The following is a 15,812-nucleotide window of genomic DNA, read 5'->3' as shown; positions in this document are numbered from 1 at the left end:
CGAGGACTCGCTCGAATATTTTCCGCGGTTGCTTCGCGTCATGCCGATTTCGGCGCGCGACGGGTGCGAACGGATCAGCCAGAATACGTTGCCGAACTTTCGGCCAGGAAAGGGCCGCACCGAACGGGAAGCCCGCCATTCCATGATGACCTGACCAGACCATGGCGTGGCGATCGACCAGTCGACCGTGAACCCGCGGTTGCCGCGTTTATCGAGCCTGGTTGATCCAGATCAAGGTTATCTCTTCGTCGGCATGGTTTCATTGACCATTTCAACGGAGAACGGATGTCTAACGGACGGTTAGGTCGCGTGGAGACGCTTGGGGAGATGAGCCGCAAACCGTGGATCGATTGCGATGCGCTCCAGTGCTCTTCGTCGCAGATAGCCGACGCTATGGCGGCACGCTGATGGCCGGCTCTGTCGATAAATTCGACGTTATTGTCGTCGGAGCCGGGCCGGTCGGACTTTCCTTCGCCGCGTCGCTTGCCCAGAGCCGACTCAAGGTGGCAGTGGTTGAACGGCAGTCGCTCGAAAGCCTGACGAATCCGGCTTTCGACGGTCGCGAGATCGCGCTGACCCACGCATCGGTTGGAATCCTTCGCGAGCTCGGCGCCTGGGATGCCATCCCGGCTTCGGACAAATCACCGCTACAAGGCGCGCGCGTGCTCAACGGATCGAGCCCTTTCGCCCTGAGCTTCGATTCTCCCAGCGGATCTGGGGAACCACTCGGAATTCTGGTCCCAAATTGTCGGATCCGCGACGCCCTGTTCAAGATTGTCCGCTTCCAGGATCATGCCCGGCTGCTGTGCGGCCACTCGGTCCTCAATGCAACAACCAGCCACAAAGAAGCAGTCATAACGCTCTCTGATGGCAGGCAATTGGCCGCTCGGCTGCTCGTTGCAGCGGATTCGCGGTTCTCCGCGACGCGCGACCTGCTCGGCATTGGCGCCGACATCAATCGGCTTGGCAACTCCATGCTGATTTGCCGGGTGAGGCACGAGCGCGCCCATCACCAGATCGCGGTCGAATGGTTCGATCACCATCAGACGATAGCGATGTTGCCGCTCATGGAAGGCGTATCGTCGCTGCTTCTCACTTTGCGCTCAAGCGAGGCCGACAGACTGCTTGCTCTCGACGACGATTTGTTCCTCATGGAATTGACGAGCCGGTGTCGAGGACGCCTCGGAGAGATGACCTTGGCAAGCACCCGCCATGCCTATCCGCTGGTCACGACCTGGGCGCACAAGTTCTGGGCTCCGAGTGCGGCACTGATCGGCGATGCTGCCCTCGGCATGCACCCGGTGACCGCGCATGGCTTCAACATCGGCCTCAGCGGCCAGAAGCAACTCGCCGATAGAATCCTGGCGGCATGTCGCGAGCGCCGCGACATTGCTGATCCCGACATGCTCGGCAGATACGAAAGCCGGCTGCGTCTGTCGGCGGCACCGCTCTATCATGCCACCAACATGCTTGTCGGTCTCTACTCAGGCGAGCACCCGGCGGCACGGCTTGCAAGACATGCGGGGCTCCGCTTTGCCCAATATCTCCCCTTTGTCCGCCATGGCATTTCGGCCATGCTCAGGCGGTGAATCGGCAGATAGCGCTGCCGCTCTGGAACGCTATCTCGGCCCGGCTTCCTTTTGTCTCGCCGGGCGCGTTGATGCCGTTGGTAGGGCTGCTTCCATGGTGACGTTGCCGATCCTGGGATGATTCGGATCAAGGCACGCGTGCGGGCAAGAGCTCGATGGTCAGACGGCAAGGCCAAGAGCAGACGTGCGCCCCGAAGACATGGTGAGCGCACTGGTTACCCCCGCTGGATAGTTAACCCGTCCTTCAGTGGGCCTGCGTAAGCTTGTCCTCGCGAACAACGATGGGAGCTAGCTGGTCCGTCCATGGCCCCGAAGAAAGTAGACACGCTGGAGGCCAAAATCCGTCAGGATCAGCTTGCTGACCTGAGGACCGGCCTCTTCGTGTCGATGCCGATAAGCGGTATCCTGTCAGGCCTGATTTGGGCGGTGCACGCCCTTTCTGGCAGCGGCTTTGCCGCTGCAATCTGGTTCCTGGTCGTCAATGCGATAAATGCCGCCCGCCTTGCACTCGCGCGTTATCAGCTAAAGGAAACGGGGCGCCATGACGGTTTAGTGGGGGTTTTGCCGCGGCTTCGCTGGTTTGGAATCCTTGCTCTTCTGGCAGGGTTTGCCTGGTCCTTCCTGGCCGTCCTGACTGTTGGATACACGACACCTCAAGCACCGCTGCATCTGGTCATTCTGGCGGGCATTTCCGCTGGTGCGGTTACATACGGCAGTTCGTATGCCGCGGCGGCGACCAACTTCATCACACCTCCGCTCCTCATCACGGTGGGTTGCCTTTTGGCGAAAGGCAATTTTGAAGACTACATTCTGGCTTTTACCGTTCTGCTCTTCATGGGCGGCTTGGTTCGAGCTTCATTTGTTGGGCAAGCACGGTTCCGCGAAGCGAGCCGCCTGAGGCATGAGGCCGAGCGGCTTGCGGCGGAGATGAAGGCCAGTTCCAGGCAGGACCACCTCACGGCCCTTCTCAACAGGCGTGGCCTCGAAGACGCAATCGGACGGTTCGAGACCGCGGATGGCCCCTTCGTGGCAATGCTGGTTGATCTGGACGGGTTCAAATCCGTCAACGATACCTACGGTCACAGGACCGGTGATGAACTGCTTGTCAGGATCGCCCGCCGCATAGAGGAGGAAGCACCGGAAGGCTCAACGCTCGCTCGTATCGGCGGCGACGAATTCGTGCTGTTTTTTCCCTCAACGAGGGTTTCGCTTTCTGCCAGTGATCTCGCCTCCAATATCATAGCCAAAGTTGCCCGACCCTATATCGAGGTCGCGTCCGTCCGTGTCGGGGCATCGATAGGAATATACCTGGCGGAAAGCCCGGGCCTGACCGAAATGTTGTTGCGGGCGGACATCGCCCTTTATACGGCCAAGCGTCGTGGCAGGAACGAATTTTGCCTGTTCGATGCCGAACTCGACAGGGAACTGCAACGCCGCCAGTCCGTCGAACGGGACCTTCATTCGGCGATAAAGACGAGAAGCTTGCAACCTTGGTTCCAGCCGATCGTGAAACTCGACACCGAGGCCGTGGTCGGTTTTGAAGCCTTGCTGAGGTGGTCCCATCCGATTCATGGTGCCATCTCTCCACCCGAAATCATCACAGCTGCACGCGAAACCGGAATGCTTCAGCTGCTGACGCAAACCGTATTCGCCGACTGTTGTGCTTTTATCGACGGCTTGGTGAAAGCTGACTGTCGTGATTTCCGTGTGGCGATGAATGTTTCGCCGCGCGAACTGGAAGCCGGCGATATCGACGACATGGTTTTGGATGGTCTGGCGGCAAAAGGCCTCCCTGCAACGATGTTCGAAATCGAGATTACCGAAGAATCCCCGGTGGACCCGGACAGAGTGGATGAAAAGCTCGGACGGCTTTCACATGCCGGCATTTCCATCGCGCTCGATGACTTCGGCACCGGCTTTTCTACGTTGGCATCGCTCAAGGACAGTCGGATACGCAAGGTCAAAATAGACCAGGGCTTCATTCGCGGCTTGGCCAAGTCCCGAGAGGACCGACTGCTTGTCAAATCGGTCATCGATCTCGGTAACATGCTCGGGATCGAGGTCATGGCCGAGGGCGTCGAAACAGAGGCGGATCGGCAAACCCTGCACAAGCTTGGCTGCCGAACCGCTCAAGGCTTCCTGTTCTCCAAGGCTGTGCCTCTGAGCCAAGCACTGGAAATGGCAGTCAAACAGCACGCGAACCAGTTGTGACCGCTCCCGCCGCGCCGTCTCTCGCGGCCGTGCGCTCATGAGTGACGGGTATCTGAACTTCCTTGTTTGAAGAGCATGACAATCCGTGCTGTGCGTCAGCCGGCGAACAGTTCCTTGTAGCCGGTCGTCACCATCCAGTTCGCCCGGTCGATATGGCTGCGAAGAGCCTTGCGGGCGCGGACCGGTTCAAGGGCCGGGTCGATGCCTAGAATGAGATCGGCCATCTCCTCTTCGCTGGCATTGTCGGCGCAGGCATCCAGGATCCGCAGGTAGATCGTGAAATGCTGCCTATCGTAGGCCGTCAGGTTCTCCGACCAGGGGACTTCGTCGCACAGAGTTGAGTTTCGAGTCTCATCTGTTCCCATTGATCGATTCATGCCTGTTGCGAGCCTCGGCTGTTGAGCGCTGGATGCAACGCAGCATATCCCAAAATGGGATAATCCGAAACCGGGATTAGTCGCTGATCCGGTCTTTACCCGACCGGTTCGCCTACATGCCCAAATCTCTTCGCTCGCCCCGCCACCAGCGGTTTCTGGCCCAGCTGGTTTCCCTGCGCAAGGCCAAAGGCCTGACTCAGGCGCAGGTGGCCGAGAAGCTTGATCGTCCCCAATCCTTCGTGGCCAAGTACGAGGGTGGAGAGCGGCGTCTCGATGTCATCGAGTTTCTCGACTTAACTGCGGCGCTTGACGCTGATCCGTGCGAGATTCTGTCCAGCCTGCGGGCTAACGGGCGCCTGCGCGTCTAACGGCTCGCGCCGGTGCCGTGAACCGAGCGTGCTTTTCTTCGGCAAGCTGCCATTCCGCTGCGGGTGGGTCTTTACCAAGCCATGCCGATATAGGATGATAATCCTAGGTGGGGCGATTCCTCAACGGAGATCGCAATGGCTAGGACCAAACTTTCCAAGCAGCTTTCACAGGCTGAAATCGAGCGCTTTCTCGCGGAGGCGGAACGGCTGCACCAGAGCATCGTCCAGCCGCTTCTATCACCTACCAGCAACCATTACCGGGCTCTCCAACGCACCCATGAAGCGCTGTTGAAGACGGTGAAGGATATCACCGGTAAGGATGCGCCGTTCATTCAATGGTTCGGAACAGGACCGGTGAATTAGACCAGACTTGTAGACTCCAGGCTGCAAACGTCGCATTCTCTCTTCGGGGAGAAGGGGCGTGGGCAACCATCGCTATCAAGACAATCGGTACAACCGTCGCAGGTATGGCGAGCGCCATCGTTCGAAGGACGCTCCATTGTGGGCAAAGATCGTTGCTGGTGGAACAATCCTGGCTGGCTTTCTTGCCTTCGAAATCGGCCCTGCCGCTCTCGGCTGCAACATCAAAGCCAATATCAGCTACAACACGGGCGAGCGCATCTATCATGTTCCCGGACAGGAATATTACTGGGAGACGCGCATCAACCTGTTGAAAGGCGAGCGCTGGTTTTGTTCGGAGGAAGCCGCGCGCAAGGCTGGGTGGCGGAAGTCTCGGGTCTGAGCGTCCGTGGTAAATGCTTGCGAAAATGCTGCATCGCACATGTTTTCGGTGCAGCATTCATTTGAAGTATTTATCGCGATCCGTTCGAAAAATCTGTCCAGCCTGCCGTCCTGGCGGGCGCCCGCGCGCCTGACTACGCGCACCAGGTGCTCGTGAACCGAGCCCGCTTTTCTTCGGCAAGCTCAGGCGGTCTCGGCCATTCGGCTTCGCCCCTTGGCGTGGGCAGCCCTTCGGGCTGAGACGGCCGCCGCCCTTGCGGGCGGCGGGGTTTGTCTGTTGGCCTTTCCCGGTGGCGCGGGGTGGGCGGCACTCCCTTCTAGGCCCGCCGCGGCAGCCCGCAACCCTTCGCGTGCCGCTCAGGGTCCTCCTCTTCGTTCCGGTCCTTCGGATGCGGTCCGCCTCCCACGGCGGGCCTTTCCGGTCGCGACTCGCCGCCCACCCCGCTTCCGGGGAAAGGCGCGGCGATTGGCGAGCGGAGGATGAGACGATGCATGCAAACAGCAAGCGTTCCGCCAGCACAGAGGCTGGCGCAGGCAAGGGCGGGCGCCCCGGCGCCAGCCTTTATCAGGAGATCACCGACCGCATCATTGCCGAGCTGGAGCGCGGCACCGTGCCATGGGTCAAGCCATGGGGCAGGGCAAAGGCAGGCCTTGGCCTGCCGAGGAATGCATCCTCTGGGCGCACCTATTCCGGCATCAATATCCTCATCCTGTGGGGCGCGGTCATCGAGCGCAGCTATCCCAGCCAGAACTGGCTCACCTTCCGGCAGGCGCTTGTCCTTGGCGGCAATGTCAGGAAGGGCGAGCGCGGCACGACCATCGTGCATGCCGACCGCTTTGTCCCCAAGGACGAGAAGGAGCGCGCACGCCACGAGGGCGATGAACCACAGGCCGTGCCTTTTCTGAAGCGCTTCACCGTCTTCAATGTCGCGCAGTGCGATAATCTTCCGGAACACCTCCACGCCGCCGCCGAGCCGCTGCCTCAGTGCGAGATCGTGCCGCAGGCCGAGACGCTCATTCGCGCCAGCGGTGCGGATTTCAGGGTCGGCGGCGATCGCGCTTTCTACATGCCGGGCAGCGACCACATTCAGGTGCCGCCGCAGCCGGCGTTCCATCACCAGATCGACTATTACCGGACCTGCTTTCACGAGCTTGGCCACTGGACCGGCCACCGGACGCGGCTTGCTCGCGACCTCTCCGGCTCGTTCGGCTCCAAGGCTTACGCGCGTGAAGAATTGGTCGCCGAAATCACTGCCGCCTTCGTCTGCAGCAATCTCGGTATCGAGCCGACCGTGCGTCATGCCGATTACATCGGCTCATGGCTGAAGGTGCTGCGCGAGGACAACCGCGCCATCTTCCGTGCCGCCAGTCTTGCCTCCAAGGCCGCCGATTTCCTGTTTGGCCTTCAGGCCGATGCCGAAGGCGAGGCGCAGGAAGGGATTGCGGCATGACGATGCGCGACCCTCAACTGACCGCGACCGAGCCGACGCCGCAAGGCGAGCAGATGCTCATTCCCGGTGTCCGGCCGATCACCACGCGCGATCGGCTCACCCTCCTGATGGACGCGCCGATGCGTCCGCGCGCGGCGCAAAAGCCGCTCGATATCGGCCTCTTCGATGAAGCCAGCAGAAATCAACTCGACCTGTTCTGACAAGGAGTCTTTCCATGATCCTGATCACTGATCGACTGCGCGCACGACTGCTCGCCAATGGCGCCGCCGACGCCGACATTGACCATTTTCCCGTTGTGAAACTGTTTAATCCCACAGGTGCCGCGACGTGGCTTCTGAGCGAACTCGACGCCGATGGCGACACGCTGTTCGGTCTTTGCGATCTCGGCTTCGGCTTCCCCGAACTCGGCAGCGTCAGCCTGGCCGAGCTTGCATCCGTAAAAGGTCCGCTTGGCCTCGGCATCGAGCGCGACCTGCATTTCCAGGCGCGCTTTCCGCTCTCGGTCTATGCCGAAGCCGCTCGCATTTGCGGCCACATCACCGAGGCCGAGCGACCTCTGCGGCAGGCAGCAGACGCCCTTTCAAAGCCCCATTCCGAGCTTCCGCCCGACACGGCGGAATAGCAGCGCCGATAGGCGCAAAAACCGTCCCGCCGCGCCGGCCTTCGGCCTCTGCGGCGGGGACAACCTTAACCAAAGCGAAGGAGAGTAACCGTGCAGCTTGCCCACATCCCCTTGGATCGGCTCAACTTTTCCGCGCTCAACATGCGCCATGGAAAACGCGCGCCCGACATATCCGACATCCTGCCCTCCGTGCGTGCGCGCGGCGTGCTGGTGCCTCTCCTTGTGCGGCCCAACGGCCAGCCGGAAACCTTCGAGATCGTCGCCGGCAGGCGGCGCTATTTCGCCGCGAAATCGCTTGCCGACGAGCGCGGCGAAGGCGATCCCTTGCCCTGCGCCATCATGGAGGATGGCGACGACGCCGATGCGCTGGAAGCCTCGCTGATCGAAAACCTCGCCCGTCTCGATCCTGACGAAGTATCGCAATGGGAGACGTTTTCGCGGCTCGTCAGGCAAGGCCGCACCGTTCCCGATATCGCTGCGACCTTCGGCATCACTGACCTGAAGGTCAAACGCATTCTGGCGCTTGGCGACCTCTTGCCCAAAATCCGCGAAGCCTACCGGCGCGAGGAGATCGATACCGAGACGGTGCGCCATCTCACCATGGCGTCCAAGGCGCAGCAGAAGGACTGGCTGGCACTCTGTGCCGATCCCGATCAATACGCGCCGCGTGGCTATCAATTGAAGCAATGGCTGTTCGGCGGCCAGTCGATTTCCACCAAGGTGGCGATGTTTGCCATCGACGAATATACCGGCCTGATCACCTCGGACCTGTTCGGCGAGGACAGCTATTTCGCCGATGCCGACCTGTTCTGGCAAAAGCAGAACGAAGCGATTGCCGCCAGACGCGACACCTATCTCAACGACGGCTGGAGCGAGGTGGTGCTGCTGGAGCCGGGCCAGTATTTCCACCCATGGGACCATGAGAAGACCCCGAAGAAGAAGGGCGGCAAGGTCGTCATCACTGTCTCGCATCGCGGCGAGGTCGGGTGTCACGAGGCTGGCTGTCACACAAGGAAGCCCGCCGCGCCCGCGAGGGCGGTGAGCAAGAAGAAACAGCCGCCAAGCCGCCGCGCCCCGAACTCACCGGCCCGATGCAGAACTATGTCGATCTGCATCGCCATGCCGCCGTGCGCGCCGCCATGCTCGACCATCCCGCCGTGGCGCTGCGCCTCGTCGTGGCGCACGCCATCACCGGTTCCAGCCTGTGGCAGGTGCGCCGTGAGCCACAGCGCGCAGTCAATGAAACGGTGACTGCCAGCCTTGCCGGCTGCAAGGCCGAAGCTGCATTCGGCAAAAAGCGGCGCGAGGTGTTGGCCCTGGTCGGATCACCGGATGAGGATGGAGTGGTGGCCGGCAGCAATGGCGACGCCTTTGCTATCGCCGGCGTCTTCGCCCGCCTCTTGGCGCTGTGCGACGACGATGTCATGCGCGTTCTCACCCTTGTCATGGCCGAGACGCTTGCAGCCGGCAGCGCCGTCATCGAGGCGCTCGGCAACCATCTGAACGTCGATATGGGCGCATGGTGGGAAGCGGACGATGCGTTCTTCGACCTCTTGCGCGACAAGGAAATCGCCAATTCGATGCTCGCCGAGGTCGGCGGCAAGCTGGTCGCGGATGGCAATGTCGCCGAGAAGGTCAAGACGCAAAAGAAGATCATCCGCGACTTCCTGGCGGGCGAGAATGGCCGCCAGAAGATCGAGACCTGGCTGCCGCGCTGGATGAAATTCCCGGCCGAAAGCTACACCAGCCGCGGCGGCTTCCGCACCGCCGATCAGTAGGCACAAGTGCAGCCGCTGTTCGTCCGCAAATAGTCGATCAGGGCCCGAGCGGCGGTTCTCTCGATTACCGCCGCTCAGGTCGCGCGCGCCGCTCCGGGTCGCGCCGGCTGGCGATTGGTCGTCTTGTCGAGCCAGTGCCGCGCGCGAGAAATCCCGACGCCAATTCGCGCCCGTTTCGGCAGCCCTGCACCGCGCCGGGTTGCTTGCTGAGGCGCCAGGCGCATGGGGCCAATTGTCCGATCCGGTTGCCGACAGAGCCCGCGCAGCCGGCGCCCTGCATTGCCGCCGGCTCCTTGTGTCACCGATCGCGCCACCTGTCTCCATGGTGTCTCAGGGACCATTCCCCTGCGGCTGGCTTGACGACCTATGGGCGGATCCGGCCCGCCCGAAACCCTCGCCAGCAGCTTTTTTCCCCGCCGCCTGCGGCGGCTTCCTCGCGCCGCTTCGCTTCAAAAAAGCTGCCCGCTCGGGTCCTTCGCTATCGCTGCGGCCGTCCCGGTTCCGGCGGTCCGGACGCGCCCATCACGGTCCGCCATCGCAGGGGAATGGTCCCCTGCGAGCACCAAAGGAGACTGAAAATGACCGCGATCGGATACGTTACCAAACAGGAAAACGGCGGCTACAAGGGCCAGCTCAAGACGCTTAGCGTCCGCGCCGACATCGACATCGTGCCCAATCAGGCAAAGAGCGCCGACACCCATCCCGACTTCCGGGTGCTGACGCAAGGGGTCGAAGTAGGGGCCGGCTGGATCCGCACCGGCGAGACCTCCGGCAAGGACTATGTGAGCCTGTCGATTGCCGCCCCGGAGTTCGGTCCGCGCAAGCTCTACGCCAATCTCGGCCGCGCCGCCGGCCAGGACGATGACGACACATACGCCATCATCTGGAACCCGGTCGACTGAACCGCCTGCCTCGAGCCCCGCGCCGCAACCGGCGCGGGGCTCTTCTCAAGAAGGGGCGGCGAAAACTCGCCCCCCACTCTTCGCCCGTCCCCGAAACGATCTCGCTCGCCGATCCTCGCCTTCGCTTGTCCGTAACGAAACGAGGACCATCATGGACGACGACAACGAACGCGCGGCCCGCGCCAAGAAGGGCAGTCCGTTTCTCAACACCGCGCAGGCCGCCTTCTATATCGGGCTATCCCAGCGCACGCTGGAGAAGATGCGGCTCAAGGGCGGTGGCCCGCAATTTCGCAAGCACGGCCGCTATGTCCGCTATCACATCGACGAGCTCGACGACTGGTCGAAGGGACGCGCGCAGGAGACCAGGCCCGAGGATGGCGGGCACAATTCCGGCTCGGCCGGTGAGGGAGGCCGCTCATGAGCCGGCGTCCCACTATCCGTCTGATCGGCAGCCATGTGCGGCGCATTCGGGCGCGCAAGACGATCGCCGTGGCCACAATAGGCCTCGGCCTGATCGGCTTCTCCGCTTTCGACAACCCATCGCCCTGGCTGGTGTGGAACGCCTCGGAGAGTGCGCCGGTCGGCCTCTATCGCGTCGCGTCCGGATCACCGGCTCGTGGCGATCTGGTGCTCGTCCGCCCGGCAAAACCGGTCGCCGATCTCGCCGCCGAACGCTTCTATCTGCCCAGCAATGTGCCGCTGGTCAAGCGCCTTGCCGCGCTGCCTGGCGAGCATGTCTGCGCCTTCGGCGACGCCATCATCATCGGCGGCAAGATTGTCGCGCGCCGGCTGGCAACCGACACGCAGCACCGTCCGCTGCCTTGGTGGAATGCCTGCCGCAAGCTCGCCGCCGACGAGTTTTTCCTGCTCGGCAACGATAGAAATCACTCCTTCGACAGCCGCTATTTCGGGCCGGTGCCGGCCGAAAATATTGCCGGGAGGCTCGTGCCGCTATGGACCGAGTAACCCTCCTGATGCTGGGCATGGTCGCGATAGCGCCATGCGCCTGTTCCGCCGCGACCGACGCTCAGCCGGCCGCCATCTCCCGTGGTCCGCAGCTGGCAAGATGGCAGCACTACGTAGCTGAGGCAAGCCGGCGTTTCACCATTCCACAGCCCTGGATTTATGCCGTCATGGATGCCGAAAGCCGGGGGCAGACAATGGTGGACGGACGGCCGATCGAGTCACACGCCGGCGCCATTGGCCTCATGCAGGTGATGCCCGGCACCTATGAGCAGATGCGCGCAGAGCTTGGCCTGGGGGCCGATCCGCACGACCCTCGCGACAACATTCTGGCAGGCACTGCCTATCTGCGCGCCATGTATGACCGCTTCGGCTTTCCCGGCCTGTTTGCCGCCTATAACGCTGGGCCGGACCGCTACGAACAGCATTTGCAGCGTGGGCGACCGCTGCCCAGCGAGACGGTTTCGTATCTGGAAGAGGTCAAGGCTGCGGGGATCTCGGCCGCCGACATGGACGCGTTCACCGGCAAATCCCGTTCCGGAAAAGCGCCGGAAATCCCGTCCGGGCAGTCGCTGTTTTTCCTGCGAAACGGTGTTTCCGCGACCGATCCGAATGGCCAAATTGTGGTGCCGCTCGGATCGGAGCGAGCAAGGTCAGGCCGGCCGGATCGCAGGTGAGGGCAGGGGTACCGTGGGTCGGGCGGGGCAGGGAGGCAGGTCCGCGGAAGGCAAGATAAAGGCATCGCCTCCTGGAGGCGGCGAAGTCTTTGTCTGCACATCGTTTTTCATGGAGGCTGCCTTCAGCGTCAGGAGAGCTTCTGCCGACAAAGCTTTGATTTTTCTCAAGATTACTAGGAGGCTCAATGCAGGATGAAGAGTTCAAGCCGAGCCTGGGCAAAATCGGATCGCGCGGCTCGAAGGCAGGCAAGCGTTTCGTCGGCCAGATCCGCGCCGCGATCAACCGAGCCGGCGGCGGCAGCGGTCGCCGTGGCCGCTTCATCGGAAGCCGGGCGGGGCGCGGCGGGGCTGCTGCCGCCGTTCTCAGAGCGCGCGACCCCCACGCGGCGTTTCGGCAGCGGCGCGCCGTCGTCAAGGCCTGTATCGTCAAGCTGGCCGGCAAGGGTGTTGACGGGGCACGTGCACACCTTCGCTACCTCCAGCGCGACGGCGTCACCCGCGAAGGCGAGCCTGGCGAGCTCTATAGCGCCGACAGCGACCGCGTCGATGGCAAGGCCTTCATCGATCGTGCCGATGGCGACCGGCATCACTTCCGCTTCATCGTCGCCCCTGAAGACGGCATCGAGTATGATGACCTGAAGCCGCTCACGCGGCGCCTCATGGCGCAGATGGAAGAAGACCTCGGCACCAGGCTCGACTGGGTGGCCGTCGATCATTTCAACACTGGTCATCCGCATACCCATATTATCGTCCGCGGCAAGGACGACCGCGACGAAAACCTCGTCATCGCGCGGGACTACATCTCGTCTGGAATCCGTGAACGGGCGGCCGAGCTGGTCAGCCTCGACCTTGGCCCGAGAACGGACCGCGAGATCGAGCAACGCCTGCGCCAGGAAATGGAGCGGGAACGCTTCACCAGCATCGATCGGCAGCTGCTCCGCATGCGCGACCATGAGGGGCATGTCTCACCGGCCAGCCGAGACACGTTTCGCCAGACGCTGCACCAGGGCCGCCTGCGCAAGCTCGAGCGGATGGGTCTGGCTGAGGAAGTCGGCTCGGGCCGCTGGCGCCTTGATGGCGAGCTTGAAGCGACGCTGCGCCGCATCGGCGAGCGGGGCGACATCATCAAGACCATGCACCGCGAACTGACCGGCAAGGGGCTCGCCCGCAGTGCCGCCGACTATGTTATCCATGATCGATCTGCAGAGCAGATGCAGCCTGTCGTCGGCCGCATCGTTGCGCGCGGCCTGGCCGACGAAATCACTGACCGCCATTACCTCGTCGTCGACGGCGTGGACGGCAAAAGCCACTATGTTGATATCGGCAAAGGCGAGGCCACCCAACCGACGCCAGAGGGCTGCATAGTGCGGGTCACGCCGAGGGACACCGGGCCAAGGCAAGTCGACCGCACAATTGCCGAGATCGCCACGGCCCATGACGGGCGCTACAGCATCGATATCCATCTCAAGCATGACCCGTCGGCCACCGAACGCTTTGCCGAAACGCACGTGCGGCGACTGGAGGCGATCCGCCGGGCGACCGGTGGTGTCGAGCGCGAGCCGGACGGCACATGGACTATCGCGCCGGACCATCTCGACCGCGTCGCGGGCTACGAGCGTCAGCGAGCGAGGGCCGAGCCTGTTGTCGTCGACAAGCTCTCATCAATGCTGCTGGAGAGCCAAGTCAGCTTCGACGGCGCCACCTGGATCGACCAGGAGCTCGTATCAGCTCATCCTGAGCCCTTGCGCGACTCTGGCTTCGGTCGCGAAGTACGTCAGGTCCAGGCCCGTCGACAGCAGTGGCTGATCGCGCAAGGTCTCGCGCATGAAGCCCAGGATCGGGTCATCTATCGCGCGAACATGCTTTCGATGCTGCGCCAACGCGAGTTGAACCGCGTGGCCGGCCAGTTGTCGAACGAACTCGGTCTGCCCTATTCTGAAGCCCAGAGTGGAGATCGAATAGAAGGCACGCTCCGCCGCTCCGTCGAGCTCGCCGGCGGAAAATACGCTGTCATCGAGAAATCGCGCGAGTTCACGCTGGTGCCATGGCGGCCGGTGCTTGAGCATCATATCGGCAAGGAGGTTTCCGGCGTCGTGCGTGCAGAGGGGATTTCATGGACCATCGGCCGGCAGAGAAGCGGACCAAGCATTTCGTGACATGGCTACACAACTTCTTTTGCCCGCGTTGAAACAGGTACTCAGTCCGGACGGAGTTCGCCTGCTAATTGCCCGCGGCATTGATCTCGCGAGGGATAAATGGCTGGTCGTGCAAGACTTATCGTTCGCTCTACAAAAAGCGCCGCGATGATTCATCGTGTTCCATGATTCTGAGCCAAAACCCTCCTGCGCCACCACGGCACTCTTCCCGGTGCCACGGAAGCCGCGCCGACGCGGCGGTGCCGGCCTGGTTGCGCAGGGCTGCCCCCGACCCAAACAGTTGCGGCGCATTGAGGACATTGCAATCACTGACGGTCCGGCCATCGGCGCGCTCGATGAGATGGTCCGCCAGCTAGAGAGGTGGGCTGGCGCCTGGTGACAGCGCCTAGGGCTTTCGGCGGCCGTGGTACGGCGAAGCAGGCTCGCGGCGTCGAGGATGAAGCCGCACTTCGCGATGTTCTTCTGCTCACACGACCGGGAGACAAGGTCGACCCCGCGGGGCCGGATGCTGTTGACCGGGCGTGAACTGGCAGCCCATCCCGCTGAGGATCTTCTAACGGGAGAAACCTCGCTGCGGTGGGGAAGATTTCGGTCGTCGCCCGCGACGACGAGGCGGTCAGCGACCTGGCCAGACGAGCTCGGCAGCTTTCCGCTGCGGCATGGTGACCGGCGCGATCATGGCCGCCGAATGAGATCGCTTCGAACGCACCGTCGGATGCTGGCTCGCCGACGCTTTACTGGCGCAGCGCCTGGGAGGGGCAATGCGGTGCCGCTACTGGGCACCGAGGCAGCTTTGGGCATGAGACCCGATCAACCGCGCCGGGCCGCGACGGTCATTGCGGCATCTGGAGTCGAGGCCGGGTCAGACCGGGGGAAAAACTGCTCGTCGCGTAGGAGCCCCGCGTTGCGCGCCGTCGATCTTTCCGCCCAACTCGGCGCCGCGCTGACCGGGGCCTGCCATTGCCCCGAAACTGAGGCCAAGGCGACGGACCCGCCCTGCGTATACCGACGCCCGCCGCGCCGCCGTCGGCGGAAACGAGCGGGCCGTGGACCTCACACAATCTGAGGTGCTGATGACGATGTGCATCGCCTACTTCCATCCGCACTCCTACCCACGAGCTCACCCGTGCGCCCGCGGTGCTGCGAACCCGCCGACGAATATTTGGCAGAAGCCGGAGTGGGCGCTCACCCGCGACGATTTTTTTGGCCTTGACCGGGCCGGGCGGCGCGACCCGAGCGTCGGGACAAAAAGCCGGGAAGGGGAGGGCACCAGCCCGGTTGAAGCCAAGGGCATGATGATGTGAGGACGATCTGCTGGCAAGAATTTGCGCAGATCGATGCTGTCCTGGCGCGCTCGTCGAAGATTCTGAGCGGCGCCGACGTGGCTGCTCGACGGGAGAACACTTCACTGCGTGACCGTCCGGACCTGATTACGATCTCCATTGGAATAAAGAAGAACGACGGGCCGAATGGCAGGGTGGATCGCCAAGATGCGCGATCTGCCGGCTGTCCTGCGCGCATGCGGCACTCGCCACCATGAGCTTTACGACAAAATTGCCGGCACAGGCCGATTTCAAGAAGGTCTTGCTCTATGCTATCAGGAGGCGATCGCACGCAGCGCAAGATCGGCCAGTGCGGATGCTGGCCAAGCTGCCCGGCGCGTCGTGAGATGTTGCCCGTCGGATGGTGACGCTTTAGATCAGGCGGATCTCCACCCAGCGCCGCGCAGGTCGAACCCAGCGATTTTGTGGCACGCGCTCGAAAGGTGCTGCACCGCGGGAATTGCCGCCTCATCCATGCACTGCAAGAGTCACGAAAGGACGGTGACCCCCGAAGCAAAATCCTATCCGTGGGCACTCACGTGCGCCTGATGCGCACGTATCCATCGTGCGCATGCGTTCCATAAACACAATCGATTTTACCGACCAAAGAGAATAGCGGATACCGCCCGTTTCTTGAGGAAGGCTTATGGAACGA

At 62.5% G+C, this 15,812-nt stretch carries 16 protein-coding genes and 1 pseudogene; 16 read left to right on the top strand and 1 reads right to left on the bottom strand.

The window, feature by feature from the left end; genetic code table 11:
- Positions 1-407: 407 nt before the first annotated feature.
- Together ubiM and NKH42_RS12515 are read left to right on the top strand one after the other, a co-directional pair.
- Positions 408-1,589 (top strand): 5-demethoxyubiquinol-8 5-hydroxylase UbiM, encoded by a 1,182-nt coding sequence (gene ubiM / locus NKH42_RS12520; protein ID WP_352707171.1) that lies wholly within the window; start codon positions 408-410, stop codon positions 1,587-1,589.
- Between the two features lie 303 nt (positions 1,590-1,892).
- Complete coding sequence (locus tag NKH42_RS12515; RefSeq protein ID WP_352707153.1) at positions 1,893-3,800, top strand: putative bifunctional diguanylate cyclase/phosphodiesterase; 1,908 nt, start codon at positions 1,893-1,895, stop codon at positions 3,798-3,800.
- Between the two features lie 95 nt (positions 3,801-3,895).
- Here NKH42_RS12515 and NKH42_RS12510 read toward each other — a convergent pair whose 3' ends face one another.
- On the bottom strand, positions 3,896-4,165 hold the full coding sequence (locus NKH42_RS12510) for a DNA -binding domain-containing protein (RefSeq protein WP_352453619.1): 270 nt from the start codon (positions 4,163-4,165) through the stop codon (positions 3,896-3,898).
- A gap of 128 nt (positions 4,166-4,293) precedes the next feature.
- Here NKH42_RS12510 and NKH42_RS12505 point away from each other — a divergent pair, with 128 nt between their 5' ends.
- The 14 genes and pseudogenes from NKH42_RS12505 to NKH42_RS12440 form a co-directional block, all read left to right on the top strand.
- The gene (locus tag NKH42_RS12505; protein ID WP_023722035.1) at positions 4,294-4,545 is read left to right on the top strand and encodes a helix-turn-helix domain-containing protein; all 252 of its coding nucleotides are present in this window, start codon (positions 4,294-4,296) and stop codon (positions 4,543-4,545) included.
- 135 nt (positions 4,546-4,680) lie between these two features.
- A complete protein-coding gene (locus tag NKH42_RS12500; RefSeq protein ID WP_352453620.1) occupies positions 4,681-4,908 on the top strand; it encodes a hypothetical protein in 228 nt (75 codons plus the stop codon).
- A 58-nt stretch (positions 4,909-4,966) separates the two neighbouring features.
- A complete protein-coding gene (locus NKH42_RS12495) occupies positions 4,967-5,287 on the top strand; it encodes a sunset domain-containing protein (protein ID WP_352707152.1) in 321 nt (106 codons plus the stop codon).
- 487 nt (positions 5,288-5,774) lie between these two features.
- Positions 5,775-6,737 carry an ArdC family protein gene (locus NKH42_RS12490; RefSeq protein WP_352706956.1) on the top strand — a complete coding sequence of 321 codons (963 nt, stop codon included), beginning with the start codon at positions 5,775-5,777 and terminating at the stop codon, positions 6,735-6,737.
- Entirely contained in the window at positions 6,734-6,937 is a 204-nt protein-coding gene (locus NKH42_RS12485; RefSeq protein ID WP_023679651.1) for a hypothetical protein, read from the top strand. Before NKH42_RS12490 ends, NKH42_RS12485 begins: the two co-directional genes overlap by 4 nt.
- 14 nt (positions 6,938-6,951) lie before the next feature.
- On the top strand, positions 6,952-7,359 hold the full coding sequence (locus NKH42_RS12480; protein WP_352706957.1) for a DUF2958 domain-containing protein: 408 nt from the start codon (positions 6,952-6,954) through the stop codon (positions 7,357-7,359).
- A 90-nt stretch (positions 7,360-7,449) separates the two neighbouring features.
- Entirely contained in the window at positions 7,450-8,610 is a 1,161-nt protein-coding gene (locus NKH42_RS12475; RefSeq protein WP_352974139.1) for a ParB/RepB/Spo0J family partition protein, read from the top strand.
- Positions 8,499-9,137, top strand: a complete 639-nt coding sequence (locus tag NKH42_RS12470; RefSeq protein WP_352974137.1) for a hypothetical protein — start codon at positions 8,499-8,501, stop codon at positions 9,135-9,137. Before NKH42_RS12475 ends, NKH42_RS12470 begins: the two co-directional genes overlap by 112 nt.
- A 578-nt stretch (positions 9,138-9,715) precedes the next feature.
- Positions 9,716-10,039: a DUF736 domain-containing protein gene (locus NKH42_RS12465; protein ID WP_023672372.1), complete on the top strand. Its 324-nt coding sequence runs from the start codon at positions 9,716-9,718 to the stop codon at positions 10,037-10,039.
- 151 nt (positions 10,040-10,190) lie between these two features.
- Positions 10,191-10,460 carry a helix-turn-helix transcriptional regulator gene (locus NKH42_RS12460; RefSeq protein ID WP_352706962.1) on the top strand — a complete coding sequence of 90 codons (270 nt, stop codon included), beginning with the start codon at positions 10,191-10,193 and terminating at the stop codon, positions 10,458-10,460.
- On the top strand, positions 10,457-11,005 hold the full coding sequence (gene lepB / locus NKH42_RS12455; protein WP_352706965.1) for a signal peptidase I: 549 nt from the start codon (positions 10,457-10,459) through the stop codon (positions 11,003-11,005). The genes NKH42_RS12460 and lepB overlap by 4 nt, the downstream gene beginning before the upstream one ends.
- Entirely contained in the window at positions 10,993-11,679 is a 687-nt protein-coding gene (locus NKH42_RS12450; protein ID WP_352974135.1) for a lytic transglycosylase domain-containing protein, read from the top strand. Before lepB ends, NKH42_RS12450 begins: the two co-directional genes overlap by 13 nt.
- Positions 11,680-11,864: 185 nt before the next feature.
- Positions 11,865-13,835: a relaxase/mobilization nuclease RlxS gene (rlxS, locus tag NKH42_RS12445; RefSeq protein WP_352974134.1), complete on the top strand. Its 1,971-nt coding sequence runs from the start codon at positions 11,865-11,867 to the stop codon at positions 13,833-13,835.
- 989 nt (positions 13,836-14,824) lie between these two features.
- A pseudogene (locus NKH42_RS12440) lies at positions 14,825-14,938 on the top strand (SMC-Scp complex subunit ScpB); the annotation flags it as partial.
- Between the last annotated feature and the right edge of the window lie 874 nt (positions 14,939-15,812).

The organism is Mesorhizobium sp. M1142 (genome assembly GCF_040318565.1).
Lineage (GTDB): Bacteria > Pseudomonadota > Alphaproteobacteria > Rhizobiales > Rhizobiaceae > Mesorhizobium.
The sequence above is the reverse complement of the archived record's forward strand: the minus strand, read 5'-3'. Positions and strand labels throughout refer to the sequence as shown.

What these genes read in the sequence shown, in the direction of transcription:
- ubiM (WP_352707171.1), top strand. Translation starts at nt 408, where the DNA reads ATGGCCGGCTCTGTCGATAAATTCGACGTTATTGTCGTCGGAGCCGGG.
- NKH42_RS12515 (WP_352707153.1), top strand. Translation starts at nt 1,893, where the DNA reads ATGGCCCCGAAGAAAGTAGACACGCTGGAGGCCAAAATCCGTCAGGAT.
- NKH42_RS12510 (WP_352453619.1), bottom strand. Translation starts at nt 4,165, where the DNA reads ATGGGAACAGATGAGACTCGAAACTCAACTCTGTGCGACGAAGTCCCC.
- NKH42_RS12505 (WP_023722035.1), top strand. Translation starts at nt 4,294, where the DNA reads ATGCCCAAATCTCTTCGCTCGCCCCGCCACCAGCGGTTTCTGGCCCAG.
- NKH42_RS12500 (WP_352453620.1), top strand. Translation starts at nt 4,681, where the DNA reads ATGGCTAGGACCAAACTTTCCAAGCAGCTTTCACAGGCTGAAATCGAG.
- NKH42_RS12490 (WP_352706956.1), top strand. Translation starts at nt 5,775, where the DNA reads ATGCATGCAAACAGCAAGCGTTCCGCCAGCACAGAGGCTGGCGCAGGC.
- NKH42_RS12485 (WP_023679651.1), top strand. Translation starts at nt 6,734, where the DNA reads ATGACGATGCGCGACCCTCAACTGACCGCGACCGAGCCGACGCCGCAA.
- NKH42_RS12480 (WP_352706957.1), top strand. Translation starts at nt 6,952, where the DNA reads ATGATCCTGATCACTGATCGACTGCGCGCACGACTGCTCGCCAATGGC.
- NKH42_RS12470 (WP_352974137.1), top strand. Translation starts at nt 8,499, where the DNA reads ATGCTCGACCATCCCGCCGTGGCGCTGCGCCTCGTCGTGGCGCACGCC.
- NKH42_RS12465 (WP_023672372.1), top strand. Translation starts at nt 9,716, where the DNA reads ATGACCGCGATCGGATACGTTACCAAACAGGAAAACGGCGGCTACAAG.
- NKH42_RS12460 (WP_352706962.1), top strand. Translation starts at nt 10,191, where the DNA reads ATGGACGACGACAACGAACGCGCGGCCCGCGCCAAGAAGGGCAGTCCG.
- lepB (WP_352706965.1), top strand. Translation starts at nt 10,457, where the DNA reads ATGAGCCGGCGTCCCACTATCCGTCTGATCGGCAGCCATGTGCGGCGC.
- NKH42_RS12450 (WP_352974135.1), top strand. Translation starts at nt 10,993, where the DNA reads ATGGACCGAGTAACCCTCCTGATGCTGGGCATGGTCGCGATAGCGCCA.
- rlxS (WP_352974134.1), top strand. Translation starts at nt 11,865, where the DNA reads ATGCAGGATGAAGAGTTCAAGCCGAGCCTGGGCAAAATCGGATCGCGC.